At 70.8% G+C, this 20,377-nt stretch carries 19 protein-coding genes and 1 pseudogene; 9 read left to right on the top strand and 11 right to left on the bottom strand.

From position 1 onward, the window contains the following. The first annotated feature begins 118 nt into the window (after positions 1 to 118). From ACWEKM_RS03290 to ACWEKM_RS03275, 4 genes are read left to right on the top strand one after another with little or no spacing between them, the layout of a single operon-like run. Positions 119 to 619, top strand: a complete 501-nt coding sequence (locus ACWEKM_RS03290) for a phosphatase PAP2 family protein (protein ID WP_451619441.1) — start codon at positions 119 to 121, stop codon at positions 617 to 619. Beyond that, positions 612 to 1,595, top strand: coding sequence for a decaprenyl-phosphate phosphoribosyltransferase (locus tag ACWEKM_RS03285; RefSeq protein ID WP_451619440.1), 984 nt, complete (start codon positions 612 to 614; stop codon positions 1,593 to 1,595). Before ACWEKM_RS03290 ends, ACWEKM_RS03285 begins: the two co-directional genes overlap by 8 nt. After that, a complete protein-coding gene (locus tag ACWEKM_RS03280; RefSeq protein ID WP_451619439.1) occupies positions 1,592 to 2,017 on the top strand; it encodes a GtrA family protein in 426 nt (141 codons plus the stop codon). The genes ACWEKM_RS03285 and ACWEKM_RS03280 overlap by 4 nt, the downstream gene beginning before the upstream one ends. Continuing rightward, entirely contained in the window at positions 2,005 to 2,916 is a 912-nt protein-coding gene (locus ACWEKM_RS03275; RefSeq protein WP_451619438.1) for a YihY/virulence factor BrkB family protein, read from the top strand. The genes ACWEKM_RS03280 and ACWEKM_RS03275 overlap by 13 nt, the downstream gene beginning before the upstream one ends. Here the strand turns inward: ACWEKM_RS03275 and ACWEKM_RS03270 are convergent. Further along, a complete protein-coding gene (locus tag ACWEKM_RS03270; protein ID WP_451619437.1) occupies positions 2,861 to 4,165 on the bottom strand; it encodes a D-alanyl-D-alanine carboxypeptidase family protein in 1,305 nt (434 codons plus the stop codon). The genes ACWEKM_RS03275 and ACWEKM_RS03270 overlap by 56 nt on opposite strands. 91 nt (positions 4,166 to 4,256) lie before the next feature. Here ACWEKM_RS03270 and ACWEKM_RS03265 point away from each other — a divergent pair, with 91 nt between their 5' ends. From ACWEKM_RS03265 to ACWEKM_RS03255, 3 genes and pseudogenes are all read left to right on the top strand, one after another. After that, the gene (locus ACWEKM_RS03265) at positions 4,257 to 4,496 is read left to right on the top strand and encodes an SCO4848 family membrane protein (protein WP_451619436.1); all 240 of its coding nucleotides are present in this window, start codon (positions 4,257 to 4,259) and stop codon (positions 4,494 to 4,496) included. A gap of 40 nt (positions 4,497 to 4,536) precedes the next feature. Beyond that, a pseudogene (locus ACWEKM_RS03260) lies at positions 4,537 to 5,875 on the top strand (metallophosphoesterase). A gap of 414 nt (positions 5,876 to 6,289) precedes the next feature. Then, positions 6,290 to 7,849, top strand: coding sequence for an ABC transporter substrate-binding protein (locus ACWEKM_RS03255; RefSeq protein WP_451619435.1), 1,560 nt, complete (start codon positions 6,290 to 6,292; stop codon positions 7,847 to 7,849). A gap of 3 nt (positions 7,850 to 7,852) precedes the next feature. Here the strand turns inward: ACWEKM_RS03255 and ACWEKM_RS03250 are convergent, their stop codons facing one another. Both ACWEKM_RS03250 and ACWEKM_RS03245 read right to left on the bottom strand, forming a co-directional pair. Then, on the bottom strand, positions 7,853 to 9,295 hold the full coding sequence (locus ACWEKM_RS03250; protein ID WP_451619434.1) for a sensor histidine kinase: 1,443 nt from the start codon (positions 9,293 to 9,295) through the stop codon (positions 7,853 to 7,855). Further along, positions 9,292 to 9,981, bottom strand: coding sequence for a response regulator transcription factor (locus tag ACWEKM_RS03245; protein ID WP_451619433.1), 690 nt, complete (start codon positions 9,979 to 9,981; stop codon positions 9,292 to 9,294). The genes ACWEKM_RS03250 and ACWEKM_RS03245 overlap by 4 nt, the downstream gene beginning before the upstream one ends. A gap of 165 nt (positions 9,982 to 10,146) precedes the next feature. Between ACWEKM_RS03245 and ACWEKM_RS03240 the strand changes: the two genes are divergently transcribed. After that, a complete protein-coding gene (locus ACWEKM_RS03240; protein WP_451619467.1) occupies positions 10,147 to 12,558 on the top strand; it encodes an MMPL family transporter in 2,412 nt (803 codons plus the stop codon). 422 nt (positions 12,559 to 12,980) lie between these two features. Here the strand turns inward: ACWEKM_RS03240 and ACWEKM_RS03235 are convergent, their stop codons facing one another. Together ACWEKM_RS03235 and ACWEKM_RS03230 are read right to left on the bottom strand one after the other, a co-directional pair. After that, positions 12,981 to 13,733, bottom strand: coding sequence for a TetR family transcriptional regulator (locus tag ACWEKM_RS03235; protein WP_451619432.1), 753 nt, complete (start codon positions 13,731 to 13,733; stop codon positions 12,981 to 12,983). A 105-nt stretch (positions 13,734 to 13,838) separates the two neighbouring features. Continuing rightward, positions 13,839 to 14,249, bottom strand: coding sequence for a VOC family protein (locus ACWEKM_RS03230; protein WP_451619431.1), 411 nt, complete (start codon positions 14,247 to 14,249; stop codon positions 13,839 to 13,841). A gap of 145 nt (positions 14,250 to 14,394) precedes the next feature. Between ACWEKM_RS03230 and ACWEKM_RS03225 the strand changes: the two genes are divergently transcribed. Next, positions 14,395 to 15,018: a Uma2 family endonuclease gene (locus ACWEKM_RS03225; RefSeq protein WP_451619430.1), complete on the top strand. Its 624-nt coding sequence runs from the start codon at positions 14,395 to 14,397 to the stop codon at positions 15,016 to 15,018. 135 nt (positions 15,019 to 15,153) lie between these two features. On the opposite strand, the gene ACWEKM_RS03220 is transcribed toward ACWEKM_RS03225, so the two are convergent. The 6 genes from ACWEKM_RS03220 to ACWEKM_RS03195 all read right to left on the bottom strand — a co-directional run bounded on the left by ACWEKM_RS03220 (position 15,154) and on the right by ACWEKM_RS03195 (position 20,195). Next, on the bottom strand, positions 15,154 to 15,597 hold the full coding sequence (locus tag ACWEKM_RS03220) for an NUDIX hydrolase (protein ID WP_451619429.1): 444 nt from the start codon (positions 15,595 to 15,597) through the stop codon (positions 15,154 to 15,156). Positions 15,598 to 15,885: 288 nt separating this feature from the next. Continuing rightward, positions 15,886 to 16,647 (bottom strand): succinate dehydrogenase iron-sulfur subunit, encoded by a 762-nt coding sequence (locus tag ACWEKM_RS03215; RefSeq protein ID WP_451619428.1) that lies wholly within the window; start codon positions 16,645 to 16,647, stop codon positions 15,886 to 15,888. Then, positions 16,647 to 18,401 (bottom strand): succinate dehydrogenase flavoprotein subunit, encoded by a 1,755-nt coding sequence (sdhA, locus tag ACWEKM_RS03210; RefSeq protein ID WP_451619427.1) that lies wholly within the window; start codon positions 18,399 to 18,401, stop codon positions 16,647 to 16,649. The genes ACWEKM_RS03215 and sdhA overlap by 1 nt, the downstream gene beginning before the upstream one ends. A 19-nt stretch (positions 18,402 to 18,420) precedes the next feature. After that, positions 18,421 to 18,903: a succinate dehydrogenase hydrophobic membrane anchor subunit gene (locus tag ACWEKM_RS03205; protein WP_451619426.1), complete on the bottom strand. Its 483-nt coding sequence runs from the start codon at positions 18,901 to 18,903 to the stop codon at positions 18,421 to 18,423. A gap of 5 nt (positions 18,904 to 18,908) precedes the next feature. Further along, positions 18,909 to 19,289: a succinate dehydrogenase, cytochrome b556 subunit gene (gene sdhC / locus ACWEKM_RS03200; protein WP_451619425.1), complete on the bottom strand. Its 381-nt coding sequence runs from the start codon at positions 19,287 to 19,289 to the stop codon at positions 18,909 to 18,911. Between the two features lie 309 nt (positions 19,290 to 19,598). Continuing rightward, positions 19,599 to 20,195 carry a 2-oxo-4-hydroxy-4-carboxy-5-ureidoimidazoline decarboxylase gene (locus ACWEKM_RS03195; RefSeq protein ID WP_451619466.1) on the bottom strand — a complete coding sequence of 199 codons (597 nt, stop codon included), beginning with the start codon at positions 20,193 to 20,195 and terminating at the stop codon, positions 19,599 to 19,601. Positions 20,196 to 20,377: the final 182 nt, after the last annotated feature.

Here is a 20,377-nt window from a genome sequence, read left to right as displayed (position 1 = left end):
GCCCCTGTGTGAGCTATTAATCAAGAAACATCACTTCCCTCCCCGAAATGGGTGATTAATGGGATGTCGCTCAATATTGCCGTAGTTCTGGGGGTGCGGGGGTGAACAGTGAGTCCACATGGACGACATGGACCACCGGATCCTTTTCGCGCTCCGCGCCTGCGGTGCCGATCCGCGCGTCGCGTCCGCCGCACGCGGCCTGTCCCTGGCCGGTGAGCACGGCGCGCTGTGGCTCGCGGCGGGGCTCGTGGGAGCCGCCGCGGACGGCGCGCGGCGCGGCTCCTGGCTGCGCGGCACGGCGCTCGTCGCGGGCGCGCACCTCACCAGTTCGGGCGTCAAACGCCTGGTGCGCCGGGGGCGTCCCGGGCACGTCGAGCCGCTGGTGCGCACCGTCGGCCGGTACTCCTTCCCGAGTTCGCACGCCGCCTCCGCGACGGCCGCCGCCGTGGCGTTCGGGGCGCTGGGGGCGTACGGGCTCCCGCCGCTGGCCGCGGCCATGTGCCTGTCCCGCCTGGTGGTGGGCGTCCACTACCCCTCCGATGTCGCCGCCGGCGCGGCCTTGGGGGCGCTCACGGCGCGACTCGGAGTGCGCTGGATGGCAGGAGGCATCCGTGACTGAGACAGCGCCCCTCACGGACGGCGTGCACGTCGGCGAAGCCGCGCTGCCGGAGCGGCGCAGGCCCCCCGCGTCGGCGGCCGCGCCCCCGCTCAAGGGCAGTGTCCTGGGCGGCCTGCTGAGGACCACCCGCCCCAAGCAGTGGGTCAAGAACAGCCTCGTCGCCGCCGCACCGGCCGCCGCCGGGCAGCTCTTCTCCCGGCACGCGCTCACCCAAGTCGCCCTCGTCTTCGTCCTGTTCACCGCCTGCGCCGCCGCCGTCTACCTGATCAACGACGCCCGTGACGCCGAGGCCGACCGCGCCCACCCCACCAAGTGCCGCCGTCCGGTCGCCGCGGGGCAGGTCCCCGTATCCGTCGCATACGCCGTCGGAGCCGCCCTGGCCGTGCTCGCGCCTGCCCTCGCGGCCTGGCTGACCTCACCCCTCGTCGCGGCCCTCCTGACGGCCTACGTCGGCATGCAACTGGCGTACTGCGTAAGCCTCAAGCATGTCCTGGTCGCCGACCTCGCCGTCGTCACCACCGGCTTTGTGATGCGCGCGATGATCGGCGGGGTCGCGCTCGGCATCCCGCTGTCCCGCTGGTTCCTGATCACCACCGGGTTCGGGGCGCTGTTCATGGTGTCGGCCAAGCGCTACTCCGAAGCCCTCCAGATGGCCGGGAAATCGGGTGCCACGCGCGCGTTGCTCACCGAGTACACCACCGGCTACCTCCGCTTCGTCTGGCAACTGGCCGCGGGGGTCGCCGTCCTCGCGTACTGCATGTGGGCCCTGGAGGAGGGCGGTACGCCGCACGCGGGCGTGCTGCCCTGGCGGCAGCTGTCGATGGTCGCCTTCATCCTCGCGATCCTCCGGTACGCCGTCTTCGCCGACCGTGGCACCGCGGGTGAGCCCGAGGACGTCGTCCTGCGCGACCGGGCGCTGGCCCTGATCGGGCTGGCCTGGCTCGCCATGTACGGCCTGGCGGTGGCCAATTGGTGAGCGTCGACCGACGCGAGCTGCTCGGCTTCGCCACCGCCGGGCTCCTCGCCTATGCCGCCGACCTGGCCGTCTTCAGCTGTCTGCGCGGCCCCGCCGGACTCGATCCCCTCACCGCGAAGGCCGCGTCCTTCGCGGCCGGCTGCACGGTCGCCTACCTGGGCAACGCCCGCGGCACCTACCGCCACGCGCACCCCAGGGGCCCGCGCCCGTACGCCGTCTTCGTCGCCGTGAACCTCGCCGGCGCGCTCGTCCAGCTTCTGTGCATCGCCGTCAGCCACTACGGCCTCGGGCTCACCTCGCAGTGCGCCGACACCGTCTCCGGGTCCGGCATCGGCATGGCCCTCGCCACGGTCCTGCGCTTCTGGGGCACCCGGACATGGGTGTTCCCCGCCGAGGGCAGAGTCGGATCATGGACTGGCTGAAGAGGCTCCCCGGGATCGGGCCGCTCCTCACATGGCTCATGACCACGCACGCGTGGCAGGCGTACGAGCGCCTGGACCGGGTGAAATGGACGCGGCTGGCGGCGGCGATGACGTTCATCAGCTTCATCGCGCTGTTCCCGCTGCTGACGGTGGCCGCCGCGATCGCCGCCGCCACCCTGAGCGCGGCGCAGCAGCAGGAGCTCCAGAACAAGATCGCCGATCAGGTCCCGGGCATCTCCGACCAGTTGGACATCAACGCCCTGGTGCAGAACGCGGGCACCGTCGGACTCATCGCCGGTGCCGTGCTGCTGTTCACCGGCATCGGCTGGGTCGGCCAGATGCGCGACTGTCTGCGGGCGGTGTGGGAACGGCCGGACGGCGAGGAGAACCCGATCGTGCGCAAGGCCGTCGACGCGGGCGTCCTCGTCGGCCTCGGGGGCGCGGTGCTCGCGACCATCGCCCTGTCGGCCGTGGCCTCCGCCCTGGTCGGCTGGGTCTCCGAGCAGCTCGGCCTGGACCGGGCGAGCTGGGGCAGCCTGCTGCTGCGCCTCGTCGCGTTCGCCGTCGCCGTGTTCGCCGACTTCCTGCTGCTGCTCTACGTCCTCACCCTGCTGCCCGGGGTCGATCCGCCGCGTCGCCGCCTGGTGGTGGCCGCACTGATCGGCGCGGTCGGCTTTGAACTCCTCAAGCTGCTCCTCAGCGGCTATATCCAGGGCGTCGCCACCAAGAGCATGTACGGGGCTTTCGGCGTGCCCGTGGCCCTGCTGCTGTGGATCAACTTCACCGCGAGACTGGTGCTGTTCTGCGCCGCCTGGACGGCGACGCAGAGCGCTGAGGGACCGGTCACGGACGGGGCGTCCGACGGCGCACCAGGTCCGGCAGCGGCCAGCGGCGATTGACCAGGAACACCCCGCCGGCCAGCAGCACCAGCAGCCCACCGGTGATCGCCAGCGCGATCCCGACGCCGCCCGACGGGCCCGCGGAGGAGGTGCTCACGGGCTTCGCCGAGGACCCGCCGTCGGTCTTGCCCCCGGCCGCGGCGGTGCCGCCCGCCTCCGCGGCGGACGCCGTGGCGCCCGGCCGCCCGCTGGGCGGCGCCGCGCTCTTCGGTGGCACCAGCTCGCCCACCGGCCGCGCCTTGTCGGCCGCCGCGAAGCCCCAGTCGAAGAGCTTCGCGGTCTCCTTGTAGACCTCGTTGTGCTCGTTCTTCTCCGGGTTCATGACGGTGACCAGCAGCACCCTGCCGCCGCGTTCCGCGACGCCGGTGAAGGTGGCGCCCGCCTTGGTGGTGTTGCCGTTCTTCACGCCCGCGATCCCGTGGTACACCGGGACGTCGGTGTCGCCGCTCAGCAGCCGGTTGGTGTTCCGGAGCTCGATGGTCTCGCGGACGGTCTTGCCCTTGACCTTCTTGGTCTCGCCCGGGAGCTTCGCCCGGACCGTGGAGCAGTACTCGCGGAAGTCCTTCTTCTGCAGCCCGGAGCGGGCGAAGAGCGTCAGGTCGTACGCCGACGAGACCTGCCGCTCGGCGTCGTAGCCGTCGGGGCTGACCACATGGGTGTCGAGGGCCTGCAACTCCTCGGCGTGCGCCTGCATGTCCTTGACGGTCTCGGCCACGCCGCCGTTCATCGCGGACAGCACGTGCACGGCGTCGTTGCCGGAGCGCAGGAAGACGCCGAGCCACAGGTCGCGGATCGTGTAGGTCTCGCCCTCGTGCACCGGGACCACACTGGAACCGGCGCCGACGCCGGCCAGGTCGGAGGACACCACCTTGTGCTCGGTCGACTTGGGGAACTTCGGCAGCACGGTGTCGGCGAACAGCATCTTCAGTGTGCTTGCCGGGGGCAGGTGCCAGTGTGCGTCGTGGGCGGCGAGCACATCGCCGGTCTCGGCGTCGGCGACGATCCAGGAGCGCGCGGTCAGTCCCTTGGGCAGCACGGGTGCGCCGGTGCCCAGGTCGACCTGCGTACCGGCCTGGCCCAGGCGGGCGCCGCCGACCGTCGACATCTGCGCCGGGGGTGTGGCCGACGGGCGCGGGGCCGCCAGGGCGACCGGTGCCGTGAGGGACGTGAGGGACGTGAGGGATATGGACAAAAATGCGGCAGAACTGGCCAGAAGGGATCGTCTGGCTATCTTGTTGGGTGCGGGCACGGTCGAGAACGTACCTGTCGCGGGCCGTGAAGTCCTGCCGCCCGTTCCACCCCGGACAGAGATCCGGCCGACCGACGGCGATACTGGGCGTATGAAGCTCAGCCGCCCGGTGTCCTGGTTCCTGCTCGCCTTCGGGGTGTGGAGCTGGGTCATCTGGGTCACTTTCGTCAAGAACCTCGTCAAGGACAGCAGCGGACTCGCCTTCGACGACGGGCATCCGACGGCCTATTTCTGGGTGCATCTGCTGCTGGCGATCGTCTCCTTCGTATGGGGGACGGTCATCGGGGGCATCGGGTTGCGCGGGCTGCGCGCACCGCGCCGGACGCCATAGACGTCATAGCGGAAGACTGCGAGGACACAGCACAGCGGTCATCGTCTTGGCGCTCGTCGCCCTGGTCGCCCTGGCCATCGTGGCCGGGCTGCACCGGTACGTCTGGCGGCGGCTGGTCCGCGACACCACGGCGGCCTCGGGGCGCGCCCGCCGGGCCGGTACGGCGGTGTTCGTGGCGGGCCCCGTCCTGATGGTCGCGGCCCTGGTCGCCGAGCGCTCCGGAGCGCCGTTCTGGCTCCAACGCACCCTGGGCCGGCCCGGCTTCCTGTGGATGGCACTGGCGCTCTACCTGCTGATGGCGGTGGTGGCGGGGGAGGCCGTACGGCCGCTGCTGCGCCGGCTGACGCGGCGGCCGTCGGGGCTGCGCGAACACCGGCCCGTCCCCGTCCCGGTGGCCGTACCGGCGGGCACGGCACCGGCGCCCGCAGCACAACAGGCGGCACCGGAACCGCGGCCGGAGGCCGGTCCGGAACCCGAGTCGGGACCCGAAGCCGAACTCGAGTCGGGGCGCGCCCCGCAGGACCCGTCCCGTCGGCTCTTCGTCGCGCGGGTCGTCGGCGGTGCGGCGGCCACGGCCGCCGTGGCGACCGTCGGATACGGCACCTACGGCGTGCTGCGCGGACCGAAGGTGAAACGCGTCACGGTCCCGCTGGCCAGGAACCCGTGTGCTCGGCACACGGGTTCCGTATCGCCGTCGTCAGCGACATCCACCTGGGGCCGGTCCTCGGCCGGGGCTTCCCGCAGCGGGTCGTCGACACGATCAACGCGACCCAGCCCGATCTGATCGCGGTCGTCGGCGACCTGGTGGACGGCAGCGTGGCGGACCTGGGCCCGGCGGCGGCGCCGCTCGCACAGCTCTCGGCCCGGCACGGGGCGTTCGTCACCGGCAACCACGAGTACTTCTCCGGTGCCGAGCTGGGGGTCCCCCCAGGCCCTTTAGGCACTGGGGGAGGGTCGAGGAGGTACGACGGCTCGGGCTGCGCCCGCTGGAGAACGCCCGCACCGAACTGGCCGGTTTTGACCTCGCCGGCGTCAACGACGTACAGGGCGAGAGCGAGGGTCAGGGGCCGGACTTCGGCAAGGCCCTCGGCGACCGCGACCCGGCACGCGCGTGCGTGCTCCTCGCCCACCAGCCCGTCCAGATCCACGAGGCCGTCCGCCATGGCGTCGACCTCCAGCTCTCCGGCCACACCCATGGCGGCCAGCTCTGGCCGGGCAACTTCCTCGCCGCGGCCGCCAACCCGACGGTGGCGGGCCTGGAACGCTACGGTGACACCCAGTTGTACGTCAGCCGCGGTGCGGGCGCCTGGGGTCCGCCCACCCGGGTGGGGGCGCCGTCGGACATCACCGTCGTGGAGCTGGCGTCCCGGCGGGCCTGAGCCCCCCGCCGGTGTCGCTGGGCGGGCTGCTGAGCGCGCTCGCCGGTGTCGCTGGGCGGACCTGAGCTCCCCCCCGCCGGTGTCGCTGGACGGGCCTGAGTGCCCCCCGCCAGTGCCGCCCGGCGGACCTGAGCGCTCCCGCCGTTGCCGCCGCCCCCCGCCAGCCAGTGTGAGCAACTGGAAAAGCCCACGTCATGACGGTGCGGGGGAGGCGGCGGCCCCCTCGCCCCGGCCGCCGCGAACACTCTGTGAAACCAGGCGGTAACCGTCGCGGGGTAAGTTGTCGCACATCTCGCCCCATTGCTCTTCCCCCAGGTGAAACACGTGTGATTAGGTGAGCCGCGCCCTGAAGGGGAGTGGCGCCTGTGCAAAACCAGGGGTAGGGCCCGCGGAAGGCCCGGGGAGGGCACCACCATGCGATCGGTTCGCATGCGGATTCTCGTGACGCTGCTCGTGCTGGCGATCGTGGGAGTGGGTGGCTGGCAACTGCTGCCGTCGCAAGAGGAAAAGAACACGGCCATCAAGGTCGGCACGACGGACGCCGTCACGTCCCTCGACCCGGCCGGCGCCTACGACGCCGGTTCCTCGGCCCTGTTCAGCAATGTCTTCCAGTCGCTGCTGACGTTCGAACCGGGCGGCGTACAGCCCGTACCGGACGCGGCGGAGAGCTGTACGTTCGCGGGCAGCGACCTGAAGACATACCGGTGCACGCTGCGCGACGGGATCGACTTCCCGAGCGGCCGGGCGATGACGGCCGAGGACGTGAAGTACTCCTTCGACCGGGTCAAGAAGATCAACTCCGATGTCGGTCCGGCGCCGCTGTTCTCCACCCTGGACTCGGTGAGCGCCGACAATGCCCGCACCGTCACCTTCCACCTGTCGTCGCCGGACACCACCTTCCCGTTCAAGGTGGCCACCGGCGCCGGTGCGATCGTCGACAAGGACAAGTACCCGGCGGACAGCCTGCGCACCGACTCCGGGGCCGACGGCAGCGGCCCCTACCAGCTCACCGGGTACACGAAGGACCAGCGGGCCGTCCTCGCGCCGAACACGCACTACAAGGGCAACCTGAAGGGCACCGGCAAGCCCATCGAACTGCGGTACTACGGCGACTCGCAGGCCCTCGACAAGGCGTGGCAGAGCAAGCAGATCGACGTGGCCACCCGCACGCTGCCGCCGAACGTCCTGTCCGGCCTCAACGCGAGCGACCCGCACCAGCGCGTCACCGAGTCCGACAGCTCCGAGACCCGCAACCTGTACCTCAACACCCGCGCGGGCTCGCCGCTGCACGACGTGCGCGTGCGCCGGGCCATGGCCTGGCTGATCAACCGCGAGGAACTGGCCGCCACCGTGTACCAGGGCACGGTCGACCCGCTGTACTCGCTGATCCCGACCGGCCTGACCGGCCACAGCACCTCGTTCTTCGACACCTACCCGAGGCAGAGCACCGCGCAGGCGAAGGCACTGCTCACCGAGGCCGGGGTGACCCTGCCGGTGCGCTTCACCTTCGGCTACGGCAAGGGCCGCGGCTCGGGCGCCGAGGAGTCCGCCGCGCTGAAGAAGCAGCTGGAGGCGGGCGGCCTGTTCAAGGTGGACGTCAAGGGCTACGAGTGGACCGACTTCCAGAAGCGCTGGGCGGCCGGGAAGATGGACGCCTGGGCGGTCGGCTGGGTCGCCGACTACCCCGATCCGGACACCTTCGGCGCCTCGCTCGTCGGCACCGACTCCACCCTGAACACCGGCTACAGCAACAAGGCCGTCGACAGTCTCATCCAGGACAGCCGGCAGTACGCGGACCGCAGCCGGGTCGCCCAGGACTTCCGCGAGGTGCAGCGGTACGTCGCCACCGATGTGCCGCTGATCCCGCTGTGGCAGCGCAAGGAGTACGTGGTCAGCATCGAGGACATCGGCGGCGGCCAGTACCTCTCGGACGGCACCGGTGTGTTCCGGCTCTGGCAGCTCAACTGGATCTGACCCTCACGGCGGTACGGGCGCCCGGGACGGCAGCGTGACCGTCACGGCCAGCCCCTCCCCGGGGGCCGTCCGTACCGCCACCTCGCCGCCGTGCGCCCGCACCACCCCCTGCACGATCGCCATGCCCAGCCCGCTGCCCGCTCCGCCGCCCGCGCGGAAGAAGCGGTCGAAGATGCGCGTCGCGTCCTCCTCCGCCAGCCCCGGACCCTCGTCCGCGACACACAGCCGCACCAGCCCGTCCGCCCGCTCCACGGCCAGCCGCACCGGCACCTCGGCGGGCGTGTGCGTACGGACGTTGGCCACCAGGTTGCCCAGCACCTGCCGCAGACCCGACTCGTCGGCGCGCACCAGCACGGAGCCGTCCGCGGCCACGGTGACCGGACGGTCCGGCTGCTGGGCCCGCAGGTCCTGCGCCGCCTCCCGCACCAGACGGCTCACGTCCACGTTCCGCAGGCGCAGTTCGGGCCGCTGGTCGAGCCGGGCGAGGGTGAGCAACTCGTCGACGAGCCGCCCCATCCGGTCCACCTCGCCGTTCATCCGGTCCCAGGCCCGCTTGCGCTCCCCCGGCTCGACCAGCATGCCCTTGTCGTACAGCTGGAGATAGCCGCGTATCGCCGACAGCGGGGTGCGCAGTTCGTGCGAGGCGTCGGCGACGAAACGGCGCAGCTGGGCCGCGCTGCGCTCGCGCGTCCGGTACGCCGACTCCACCTGGTGGAGCATGGAGTTGAGGGCGAGCCGCAGCTGTTCGACCTCCAGCGAGGTCTCCCGACTGGAGGGCACCCGGCGGGCGAGGTCGCCCTCCGCGATCGCCGACGACGTCTCCACCATGTCCTCCAGCGGCCGCATCCGGCGCCGCACGCTGAACATGGTCAGACAGGCCAGCAGCGCCAGCAGCAGCGTGCCCATGGCCAGGTCCAGCCTGAGCGCCTTGGCTATGCCCTGGTGCAGGGCCTCTGTCGAGTTGGCGACCAGGACGTAGTTGCCGTCGGAGAGCCGGACGCCGATCACCCGGTACGCGGCGTCGCGGACGGTGATCTCGCGCGGCTCGGGCAGCGCGGCGAGCGGGGCCGGGCTGCCGATCGCGTCGGCCAGCGCGCGCTGGCTCTCGCTGGGCGGGAAACCGGCGAGGGGCAGCACCCCGCCCCGGGCGTCGACGACCGAGAGCAGCGAGTCCGGGCGCTGCCCGCTCATCGGCGGCCGGACGAACCGGTCCCGGATGATCGTCAGCGCGCCCAGCGAGTCGATCTGGCGCAGCGTCAGATGCGAGTCGGAGAGCGAACCGCGGCTCTTGTCCAGTTCGGCGTCGACCTGCTGGAGCAGATAGTGCCGCATACCCATCAGACTCACCGCGGTGGCCGCGGTGATGCCGAGGGCCAGCAGCAGCACGTTCGCGAGGGTCAGCTTGGCGCGCAGGGAGCGCATGTCGCGGGCACGGCGGCGCCTCATGCCAGCCCGTATCCGACCCCGCGCCGGGTGGTGATCACCGGCGGTCCCAGGGGGTCCAGCTTGCGGCGCAGATAGCTGATGTAGGTCTCGACGACGGTTGACTCGGGCGGGGTGTGCTCGTACTGCCAGACATGGCGCAGCAGTTGCTCCTTGGGCACGATCCGGCCGCCGTTGCGCACCAGGAAACGCAGCAGCGCGTACTCGGTGGGGGTCAGCTCCACGGTGCGGCCCGCGCGACGCACCGAGTACGTCGTCTCGTCCAGCTCCAGGTCGCCGTGGCGCAGCGGCGGGCGCTGCGGGATGACATCGGCGGGGCGGGTGCGGCGCAGCACCGCGCCGATCCGGGCGACCACCTCGTCGATGTTGAACGGCTTGGTGATGTAGTCGTCGCCGAAGCCGAGGACGCCGACGATCTCCGCGGGCGAGTCCCGTGCCGTGAGGAAGACCAGCGCCAGGTCGGGCCGCCGGGCGCGCAGTTCACGGCCCAGCGCGCGGCCGTCCCCGTCCGGCAGCATGACGTCGAGGAGTGCCACGTCGGGCCGGGTGCGTTCGGCGTCGGCGAGCGCCTCGCGGACGGTGCCCGCGATCATCACCTCGAAGCCGTGGTAGCGCAGGGCGATGGCGAGGACGTCCGCGATGCTCGGCTCGTCCTCCACGACCAGCACGGTGCCTGGAGCCGTCGTCATGCCCCCAGTATCGGCGGGACCACTGACAGCCGGGCTCGTTCGCCCTTTGGAGTTCCTTGAGAGTCATGGGCGGGTCGTGTCCCCGCGCGGGTTCCGGCGCCAATCCTGTTGCCCAGGACCTGGGGGACCGAACGAGACAGTGAAGGAGCCTTGAACGTGACGGCATTGGCACGGTGGTGCTTTCGACACCGGCTGGTGGTCCTGCTGTTGTGGGTGGGGGCGCTGGGCGGGCTGGGCTTTACGGCCTCGACGGCGGGCACGGACTACGCAAATGTGTTCGCCCTCCCGGACACGGACTCCAAGCGCGCGTACGACCTGATGGAGAAGGCGTTCCCGGAGACATCCGGCGACACCGACACGGTGGTGTGGAAGGTCGACTCGGGCACGGTCCGGGACCAGGACGTACGGTCCCGGATCGAGCCCGCGCTCAAGAAGATCGCCGGGATGGACGGCATCGGAGCCGTCACCGGCCCCTACACCGGGGAGCGGGGCGCCGCACAGGTCAGCCACGACCGCCGGATCGCGTATGCGCAGATCACCTTCACCGAGCGGGCCGACTCCGCGCCCAAGGAACTGGTCCAGGACGTCGTCGACATCGCGCAAGGCGCGGAACGCGGCGGGCTCCAGGTCGAGTTGGGCGGGCAGGCGATCCAGCGGGTGCAGCAGCCGCCGACCGGTCTCGCGGAGCTGGTCGGGATCGTCGCGGCGGCCGTCGTGCTCTTCCTGGCCTTCGGCTCGCTCTTCGGGATGCTGCTGCCCATCGGCGTCGCCGTCTTCGGCGTCGGCACCGGCCTGTTCTCCACCCAGCTGATCAGCCATGTCACCGCCGTCCCCGACCTGGCCCCGCTCCTTGCGACCCTGATCGGTCTTGGCGTCGGCATCGACTACGCGCTGTTCATCGTCACCCGGCACCGGCGCGGCATCCTGCGCGGCACCGACCCCGAGGAGTCCGCGGTCACCGCCCTCAACACCTCGGGCCGCGCGGTGCTGTTCGCGGGCGGCACCGTGTGCATCGCGCTGGCCGGCATGCTGGTCACGAACCTGCGCTTCCTGGACGGCGTGGTGATCGCCACCTCGCTGACGGTCGTGCTGAGCGTGCTCGCCGCGACGACGCTGCTGCCCGCCTTCCTCGGCTTCCTCGGCCCGCGGGTGCTCAGCCGCCGCCAGCGCCGCCGCCTCGCCGAGCAGGGGCCCGAGCCGGAGCGGGCGAGCGGGCTCGCGGCCCGCTGGTCGGGCGGGGTGCAGCGGCGCCCCCGTACCGTCGCCGCGCTCGCGGTGGTCGTCATGGCCGTCCTGGCCCTGCCGGTGCTGTCGCTGCGGCTCGGCGCGACCGACCAGGGCAACGACCAGGCGTCGACGACGACCAGGAAGGCGTACGACCTGCTCGCCGAGGGCTTCGGCCCCGGCTTCAACGGACCCCTCCAGGTGGTCGCCTCCGGCGGTGACACAACGGCCCTGGTCAAGGACATCGAGGCGACCTCCGGGGTGGCCCAGGCGGTCGCGCTGCCGCCCGCGCGGGGCGTCACCGTCATCCAGGTCGTACCGACCACCTCACCGCAGTCGAAGGCGACGGACGACCTCATCGACACGCTGCGGGACCGGGTGATCCCGAAGGCCGGCGCGCAGGCCCACGTCGGCGGGGTCACCGCGGTCTCGAAGGACTTCGCGACGGTCACCGGCGACCGGCTGCCGTACTTCGTCGCGACCATCATCGGCCTGGGCTTCCTGCTGCTCCTGATCGCCTTCCGTTCCCTGGTGGTGCCGCTGACGGCCGCGGTGATGAACCTGATCGCGGCGGCGGCCTCCTTCGGCGTCCTGGTCGCGGTCTTCCAGTGGGGCTGGGGCCTGGACCTGCTGGGCCTCGGCAAGGAGGGCCCGATCAACGCCTTCCTGCCGGTCATCATGCTGTCCCTGCTCTTCGGCCTCTCCATGGACTACCAGGTGTTCCTGGTCAGCCGGATGCACGAGGAGTGGGTGCACACCAGGGACAACGCGCGCGCGGTGCGCGTCGGCCTGGCCGAGACCAGCCGGGTGATCAACTCGGCGGCCCTGATCATGGTGTGCGTCTTCCTGGCCTTCGTACTGAGCGGCGACTCAAGCGCGGCGATGGCGGGCGTGGGGCTCGCCGCCGCGGTCGCCCTGGACGCGTTCATCCTGCGTACGGCCCTGGTACCGGCGGCGATGCATCTGCTGGGCCGGTCGAACTGGTGGCTGCCGCGGTGGCTGGACAAGCGGCTGCCGCACCTGGCGGTGGAGCCGGCCGAGGAGGCCGCGGAGCCGCCCGCGGCCGGCGGCCCGGCGTCGGTCGTACACGGCTTCGTCCGCTCCGTCGACGGCGATCCGGTCCACGGCGCGTCCGTGACCCTGATGTCGAAGGGCGGCCGACAGCTCGACCGCGTCGTCTCCCTGGCCGACGGCTCCTACATCGTGGCGGTCCCCGGGCCGGGCACCTACCTCCTGGCGGCGACCTCCGCCTCGTACGGCTCCCGCGCACGGCACATCGTCGTCGACGGTGGCGACGGTCCGCTCGTGTACGACGTGGAACTGGCCGACGACGAGGTGGACGCGGTCAACTGACCCGCGGGTACTGACCACCGCCCCTGCCCGGGTGCCGCGCCGCGGCGCCCGGGCGCCTGGGCGCCTGGGCGGGGACGCCCGTCGGACGAACCGGACTGACCGGACTGACCGGATGGACCGCCGGACCCGTCGCACCCGCCGGACCCCGCCTGCACCCGCCGGTCCAGCGCCTGCCGGGGCCCCGCGGTCCGGTCCATCCGACCCGTCCGGTCCATCAAAGGCGGCCGAGGGTGTCGACGCGTGCGGGGTTCCCCGGCGTGGGCGCACTCGGGCCGGGGAAGCCGGCACTCCACGGCGACGCCCTGTGGAGCGGCACCGCTCGAAGAACTCAGGAGGGACCCGCCCCCGACGACGCCCCCGCCTCCGACGACGCCCGTGCCCCGAGGACGCCCGCGCGCTCGGCCGCGGGCGGGTTCGGGGCCCTACGGACTCGGTCTTCCCGCGGGGTCGGGCAGGGCCCTGGTCATCCCGGGCAGGAAATCGGTGAACAGTTCGTGGACCTCGTGCACCAAGGGCCGCAGCACCCGGAACCGGGCCAGTGACACGCCCCGCGCGGTCAGGCGTGCGCCCCGCTCGGCGAGCCGGTAGCTGCGCTCACGGCCCTCGGTGCGGTCGAAGATCCAGTACAGCACCAGCCCGATCTGGGAGAGCCACATCAACTCGGGGAGCGCGTCCCGCAGTTCCTCCGGGACCTTGGTCCTCGAACCGGCCAGCACCTCCCGGTGGACGCCGATGGCCGCCTCGCGCGCGTGCTCGCTCTCCGCGGAGAACGGGCTGAGCGGGCTGTCCGGATCGGCCGCGTTCTTGAAGAACTGCACCGCGAACTCGTGGTACGGCCGCGCGACGTCCAACCAGGCCCGCAGCACGCCCGCGAGCCGCGCCTCCAGGTCGGTCTCCCGGTCCAGGACCGCCCGGACCGCCCCCCGGTGCTCGGCGGCGATCCGGTCGTAGAAGCCCTGGATCAGGTGCTCCTTGCCGTCGAAGTAGTAGTACGCGTTGCCGACGGAGACCCCGGCCTCCTCGGCGATGGCCCGCATGGTCGTCCTGTCGTAGCCACGCTCCTGGAACAGCCGCATCGCCGTCTCCAGGATCAGCGCGCGGGTCTGCTCCGCCTTGCTGGGGGAGCGTCCCGCGCCGGCCGGGTCGCCCGTCACGGGCGCGTTCTTCGCGGACACGGGCACGAGCCTAACGACCGGCCCGGGCCCCGGCCGCGGGCGGTGTCCGCGGCCGGGGCACGGGCTGGCGCGGGAGGTGCCCGCCCGCCCGCGGCGGCCGGTCCGTCAGGACCGCCGGCCGAGTTCCGGCCGCTTCGAGTAGTCGGTGAACCCGATGACGTTGCCCCAGGGGTCGGTGATCTCCACGGCCCACCCGGTGGCCACGGCGAACGGCTCGTCGAGCGTGCCGATCCCGGCGTCGGCGAGCGCGCGCGCCGCCACGCGCGCGTCCGGCACCTCCAGCCAGATCCGCGGCGAGGGCCACGGCGGCGGCCGGTGCCCGAACCCGTCCTCGACCCGCAGCAGGATCCCGGGCGTCTCGCCGCCGACCCTCAGCAGCGCGATCCCGCCCTCGTCGAACCGGAACCCCACGGCGAACCCGGCCCGCTCGTAGAATCCGACGGCCTCGCCGAGATCCCCGACGGGCACCAGTACGTTGTCGAAACCGAGCAGCTCGTACGACTCTTCGTCTGACATGTCGTCAGATTAGCGGGCCCGGATCCCGTGCCTTCGAGGACCGGCCCGGGGGCCGCCGCCGTGATCACCCGATGAGGTGACGCGTTCGGTATTCCCCCTGGGTAGTCTGAAGAGACAGGCGAGACTCCATCGCATGGGAGCAATCATGAGCGCCGCATCCGACCACGAGCTTGATGCCGGCCCGGCGAACGGCTGGCCGATCCCGCCCGCCGAGGGCTGGACCGCGGACGACCTCGACCGGATTCCTGACCTCCCGCCGCACACGGAGTTGATCGACGGGAGTCTCGTCTTCATGAGTCCGCAGACCGCTTTCCACGCACGCTGCATGCGTCTGCTGGAGCACAGTCTCTTGGAGCAGGCCCCGGCCCGGCTCGATGTCCTGCGGGAGATGGCGATCAGGCTGGACCAGAAGAATCGGCCTGAGCCGGACATCCTGGTCTTTCCGATCGAGGCGAATACCGGCCCTGGTCAGACCTGGTACGAGCCCGAGGACATCATCCTCGCCGTCGAAGTAGTCTCGCCCGACTCCCGTGAGCGTGACCGCGAGGTCAAGCCCCGCAAGTACGCGCAGGCCGGCGTCCGGCACTTCTGGCGGGTCGAGCAGGACGAGGACGAGGACAAAGGGCTCCCCGTCGTCTATGTCTACGAACTGGACCCCGCCACCCGGTCGTACGCCCTCAGCGGGATCTTCCACGACCGCCTCAAGCTCACCGTGCCCTTCGACATCGAGATCGATCTGACGGCGATCGACCGGCGCCCCGGCCGATGACCGGTCCCACCGAAGCCGACCAGCCCTCCGGCCGACCGGGGCCGTAGAACACCCTTCCGGCCAGGCCGCCGTCATGAAGGGCCGTCCGCCGTAGCGTGGCGGACGGCGCCGACGAAGGTGGGCAACGGGCCGGTCTTACGGCCAGCCGTGTTCTGCGAGGGGGCCGCTGTCGTCGAGGTAGCCGCGCAGGCGGGCTTTCGGGTACTCGATGATGTCGTCGGGCAGTTCATGCACGGCGAACCACTCAAGGGCGAGGCACTTCTCGGGCTCCCTGTTGACGGCCTCCCCGTCCCATTCGGTGGCCACGAAGAAGAAGCCGATTCGCTCCCCCTGGGCGTCCTGCCGGTGGTGCACGGTCTGGACCAGGCGCAGGTGAGCCGGGTCAACGGTGATGCCGATCTCTTCGTACACCTCCCGTGCCGCGCCGACGGTCAAGGGTTCGCCTTGGTCCAGCTTGCCCGACGGCATGTGCCATCGCCCGCGACCGTACGGACCCCCTCGCTGCGAGAAGAGGATCTTGTCCCCGTCACGGAGGATGACGTGAGTGTCGATGACGGGCTGTGCTGGTTGTCCGCTCATGTGTCCTGGGGGGTCGGGTGGACGGGTGAGGCGATTGACGGTAGCGGCAGATCGGGAATGCCGTCGGCGATTCGGCGTGCTACATCCGATGGGGTGAGTGAGGCCGCCGCCTCTCGTGCGGTCGCCCCGCCGATTCGTGCTCTCGTGCGTTCGCCCCGCCGATTTGTGATCGGCGGGGCGAAGTGAGCAGGGTCTCGCATTCACCACCAGCGTCCCACAGCGGACGGGGGGACCAGGGCCTTCGGTGGTGCGTGGTGGAGGCTCAGAAGCGGCTCGTGGCGGAGAAGTTCAGAAGCGGCGCGTGATCAGCGCTCGCTTCACCTCCTGGATCGCCTTCGTCACCTCGATGCCGCGCGGGCAGGCGTCCGTGCAGTTGAAGGTGGTGCGGCAGCGCCAGACGCCGTCGCGGTCGTTGAGGATCTCCAGCCGCTGCTCGCCGGCCTCGTCACGCGAGTCGAAGATGAAGCGGTGCGCGTTGACGATCGCCGCCGGGCCGAAGTACTGGCCGTCGTTCCAGAACACCGGGCAGGAGGAGGTGCACGCGGCGCACAGGATGCACTTCGTGGTGTCGTCGAAGCGGGCGCGGTCCTCGGCGGACTGCAGCCGCTCGCGCGTCGGCTCGTTCGTGTCCTTCGTGATGAGGAAGGGCATGACGTCCCGGTACGCCTGGAAGAACGGCTCCATGTCCACGATCAGGTCCTTGAGGACCGTGAGGCCCTTGATGGGCTCGATCGTGATCGGCTTCTCGGGGTTGATGTCCTTGATCAGCGTCTTGCAGGCGAGGCGGTTCTTGCCGTTGATCCGCATCGCGTCCGAGCCGCAGATGCCGTGGGCGCAGGAGCGGCGGAACGTGAGCGTGCCGTCCACATCCCACTTGATCTTGTGGAGACCGTCGAGGACCCGCTCCTTCGGGTCGATCTCCAGCTGGAAGTCCTCCCATGTGGCCTCCGCCGAGACCTCCGGGTTGAAGCGGCGGACGCGGAAGGTGACCGTGATGTAGGGAGAGGTGGCGGCCTCCGCCTCCACCTTGTCCAGAACAGGGGTTGCCATCAGTACTTACGCTCCATCGGCTGGTAGCGGGTCTGGACGACCGGCTTGTAGTCGAGACGGACGGACTCGGTGCCGTCGTCGCCCACCTCGCGGTACGCCATGGTGTGGCGCATGAAGTTGACGTCGTCGCGGTTCGGGTAGTCCTCGCGGTAGTGACCGCCGCGGGACTCCTTGCGGGCCAGCGCGGACAGCGCCATGACCTCGGCCAGATCCAGCAGGTTGCCCAGCTCGATGGCCTCCAGCAGGTCCGTGTTGAACCGCTTGCCCTTGTCCTGGATCGCCACGTTCCTGTAGCGCTCGCGCAGCTCCGTGATCTTCTCGACCGCCGTCTTGATGGTCTGCTCGGTGCGGAACACCATGACGTTGGCGTCCATGGTCTCCTGCAGCTCACGGCGCAGCGTCGCCACCCGCTCGGTGCCCGTGGACGTGCGCAGCCGCTCGATCTGCTCGACGACGACGGACTCCGGGTCCTCCGGCAGTTCGACGAAGTCCGCCTGCCGGCTGTACTCGGCCGCCGCGATGCCCGCCCGGCGGCCGAACACATTGATGTCCAGCAGGGAGTTGGTGCCCAGGCGGTTGGCGCCGTGCACCGACACACAGGCGACCTCGCCGGCCGCGTACAGGCCCGGCACGACGGTGGTGTTGTCCGACAGGACCTCGCCCTCGACGTTCGTCGGGATGCCGCCCATCGCGTAGTGCGCGGTCGGCTGGATCGGGATCGGGTCCGTGTACGGCTCGATGCCGAGGTAGGTGCGGGCGAACTCCGTGATGTCGGGCAGCTTGGCGTCCAGCTGCTCCGGCGGCAGATGCGTCAGGTCCAGATAGACGTGGTCGCCCTCGGGACCGCAGCCGCGGCCCTCGCGGATCTCCGTGTAGATGGAGCGGGACACGACGTCACGGGACGCCAGGTCCTTCATCACCGGCGCGTACTTCTCCATGAAGCGCTCGCCGTCCTTGTTGCGCAGGATGCCGCCCTCACCGCGGGCGCCCTCGGTGAGCAGGATGCCCATGCGCCAGATGCCGGTCGGGTGGAACTGGAAGAACTCCATGTCCTCCAGCGGCAGACCGCGCCGGTAGACCGCCGCCTGGCCGTCACCGGTCAGGGTGTGCGCGTTGGACGTCACCCTGAAGAACTTGCCGCAGCCGCCGGACGCGTAGATCACGGCCTTCGCCTGGAAGATATGGATCTCGCCGGTCGCCAGCTCGTACGCGACCACCCCGGCCGACTTCTTGACGCCGTCGACCTCGGTGATGAGCTGGTCGAGGACGTAGAACTCGTTGAAGAACTCCACGCCCTCCTTGACGCAGTTCTGGTACAGCGTCTGGAGGATCATGTGGCCGGTGCGGTCGGCCGCGTAGCAGGAGCGGCGGACCGGGGCCTCGCCGTGGTTGCGGGAGTGACCGCCGAAGCGGCGCTGGTCGATGGTGCCGTTCGGGGTGCGGTTGAACGGCAGGCCCATCTTCTCCAGGTCGAGGACGGAGTCGATGGCCTCCTTCGCCAGGATCTCCGCGGCGTCCTGGTCGACCAGGTAGTCACCGCCCTTGATCGTGTCGAAGGTGTGCCACTCCCAGTTGTCCTCCTCCACGTTGGCGAGCGCGGCGGCCATGCCGCCCTGCGCGGCGCCGGTGTGGGAGCGGGTCGGGTAGAGCTTGGTCAGCACCGCGGTGCGGCTGCGCTTGGTCGATTCGATGGCCGCGCGCATGCCCGCGCCACCGGCGCCGACGATGACGGTCTCGTACTTGTGGATCTTCATGATTCTCGCAGCCCCGTGCCTAGCGGATGTTCGGGTCGAAGGTGAAGATCACCAGCGTGCCCAGCAGGATGGTGAACACCGTGGCGGTGTAGAGCAGGCCCTTGAGCCACAGCCGGGTGTTCGCGCGTTCCGCGTAGTCGTTGATGACCGTGCGCAGACCGTTCGCGCCGTGCAGCATCGCGAGCCACAGCATGGCGAGGTCCCAGACCTGCCAGAACGGGTTGGCCCAGCGGCCGGCCACGAAGGCGAAGCCGATCTTGGAGACGCCGCCGTCCAGGAACAGCTGGATGAGCAGGTGGCCGAGGACCAGGACGACCAGCACGATGCCGGACAGGCGCATGAACAGCCAGGCGGCCATCTCGAAGTTGCCGCGGGTGGACCGCGGGGTCTTCTTGGTGCGCTGGCGCGGTGCCTCGATGAGCGGCGCGGGGTTGTCGACGCCGTACAGGGTCTCGCCCTCGACGGGGCCGATCCCGGAAGTGGTGGTTTCAGTGGTGGACATCGGCGTCAGCTCCCGAACAGGACACGAGCGGCGTGGCCGAGGACCGGGTAGAGCGAGCCGGCCATCAGGACGACCCAGACGCCGACGACGGTCCACAGCATCTGCTTCTGGTAGCGCGGGCCCTTCGACCAGAAGTCGACGGCGATGACGCGCAGGCCGTTGAGCGCGTGGAAGAGGATGGCGGCGACGAGGCCGTACTCCAGCAGCGCGACGATCGGCGTCTTGTACGTGGCTACGACCTTGTCGTAGTCCTCGGGGGAGACACGCACGAGAGCGGTGTCCAGCACATGAACGAACAGGAAGAAGAAGATGAGGACGCCGGTGACTCGATGAGCCACCCAGGACCACATTCCTTCCCGGCCGCGGTACAGCGTTCCAGCCGGCACGGAAGAACCCTCCGGGAGCGGGGACTGAGGGCCGCGCCGGCTTCGGTGTCGGTCGGGCCCGGCCGGGTACGGTCCACCGGCCCCCAGCATGGTAGCGGGGTGCCTGCGGCGCTCAGCGGGGGGCCTTGACTGTGTGATCAAACTGGCACCGGACGGGTTAGCTGGGCGGGCGGCCACGGGGGTGGGGTAGGCGGCTGGGTGGTGCCGGGTGCGGCGTGGTTGTGGCTTTTCATGCGGTTCCCCGCGCCCCTCTGGGGTGACGGCGGGGTGCCGTGGCCCTTATGTGCCGTTCTTCTATGTGTCGTTCGCCTATGTGTCGTTCGCCTGTGTGCCGTTCGTCGTGCTGCTCAGGTGGGTTGTCAGACGGGCTCGCGCCAGGCGCCGGAGTTCCTCCGCCGTCACCGCGCGTTCCTCGTCCGGATCGTTGGTCAGGCGGGACCGGATGCCTTCGAGGGTGCGGTCCAGGGCCTCTTCGGGCGGGGTGCCGCCCAGGTGGATGACGAAGACATGGCCGAAGCGGGCCTCGTAGGCGGCGTGCGCGGCGCTGAGGGCCGTGTGGGCCGCCACGTAGGTGTCCTCCGGGAGGGGCGGCAGGGTCTCGGCTGCCAGGGCCTCCGCCAGCTCCGCCGGGGTCAGGTCGTAGGCCGCCTCGTCCGCCGCGGCCAGCAGGGCGTCCAGATCGGGGTAGGGGCGGTGGGCGGCGAGGCGCTCGGCCCAGCGTGGGCTGTGCAGGCAGGCGAGGAGCGCCTTGCGGGCCTCGTCGGCGGTCGTGGCGTTGAATCCCGCCAGTCGGCCGGCGCACGGCGGGACGCGGGTCTGCTCGGGGAGCGCCGGTATGGTCGCTCCGCCGGAGGACCCGGACGGGTACGGGAGACGATGCGCAGGCAGCGTGGGTCCTCGCGTCACATATGGGGCGGCAGCACATGTGGGGTGGCAGCGGATGCTGTGAAAGATGTGCTGTGAGAGATGTGTCGTCACGTTATCGAGAGTGGTCACGGTGTGTCCGACGGATGCCCGAATTTCACCCGGACGGCAGAGTTTCGGAACGGCTCGTGGACGCATCGCTTCGGCATTGGCCTTAGCTTGGC

The sequence above is a fragment of the Streptomyces sp. NPDC004752 genome (assembly GCF_053601275.1).
This window is presented reverse-complemented; position numbering and strand designations above follow the sequence as displayed.